The organism is Pseudomonas sp. P5_B2 (assembly GCF_056400445.1).
The window spans coordinates 1-688 of record NZ_JBFULH010001342.1 but is presented as its reverse complement, the minus strand read 5'-3'; the positions used below and the strand labels follow the sequence as shown (position 1 = coordinate 688).

General features: G+C 50.9%; 1 protein-coding gene. It reads right to left on the bottom strand.

Annotated features, from left to right (window positions below; translation table 11 throughout):
* A partial coding sequence (locus AC1DRJ_RS31110) for a dermonecrotic toxin domain-containing protein (RefSeq protein WP_477805486.1) occupies positions 1-688 on the bottom strand: 688 nt, incomplete at both ends.

Genomic DNA, 688 nt, shown 5'->3' with positions numbered 1-688 from the left:
ACCATAAACCGTCCGGTGCTTGCGGGGTATACAGCCAGTCCTCGTTTGTTACCCCCTTCATGACCCGGAATACATAAACGCCCTCGACAGGACGACGATGCCCCAGATACAACTGATAAACACTGTTTTCCATCGCGGCATAATCGCCCAACGGTGGACGGCTTTGCGGACTTCTGAGGCTGGCAATGGAACTCAGAAGTCCATTGAGTTGTTCATTGCTGATTCGCTGCTGAAAGTATTCTGACAACACAGCCCGGGTCATCTCCGCCAGCTGACGTTCTTGATGAACACCGCGTCGGAACGCATACCCGGGCTCGGAGGGTTCGAGATAAACAGAACGCAACATGTCGATGTACTTTTCACCCGGACGCAACGTCCGAGCCCACTGAGCCAAATGCCCGATATTGATAGCTTTCAGTGACGGGTGTCCGGATTCCAGGCGATACCGTGGGTACATACCGGACGGAGTATCTCCCCTTGCTGCAGGATAAAAAACCTTTTCACTGGCAACCACAGAGGTGAATGTCGCCTCTTCCGCTGGACCGAACTCAATAATAATCAGATCGGGATCTGCTTTTTCGTATTCGCCTTGGGATTTTAACGCCTGCTCAAGGGTGGACTTTACTAGATCAAAAGTAAATTGCTGATACGAGGCTAACGTGTGATCTCGAGCTTCAATGTTATATAG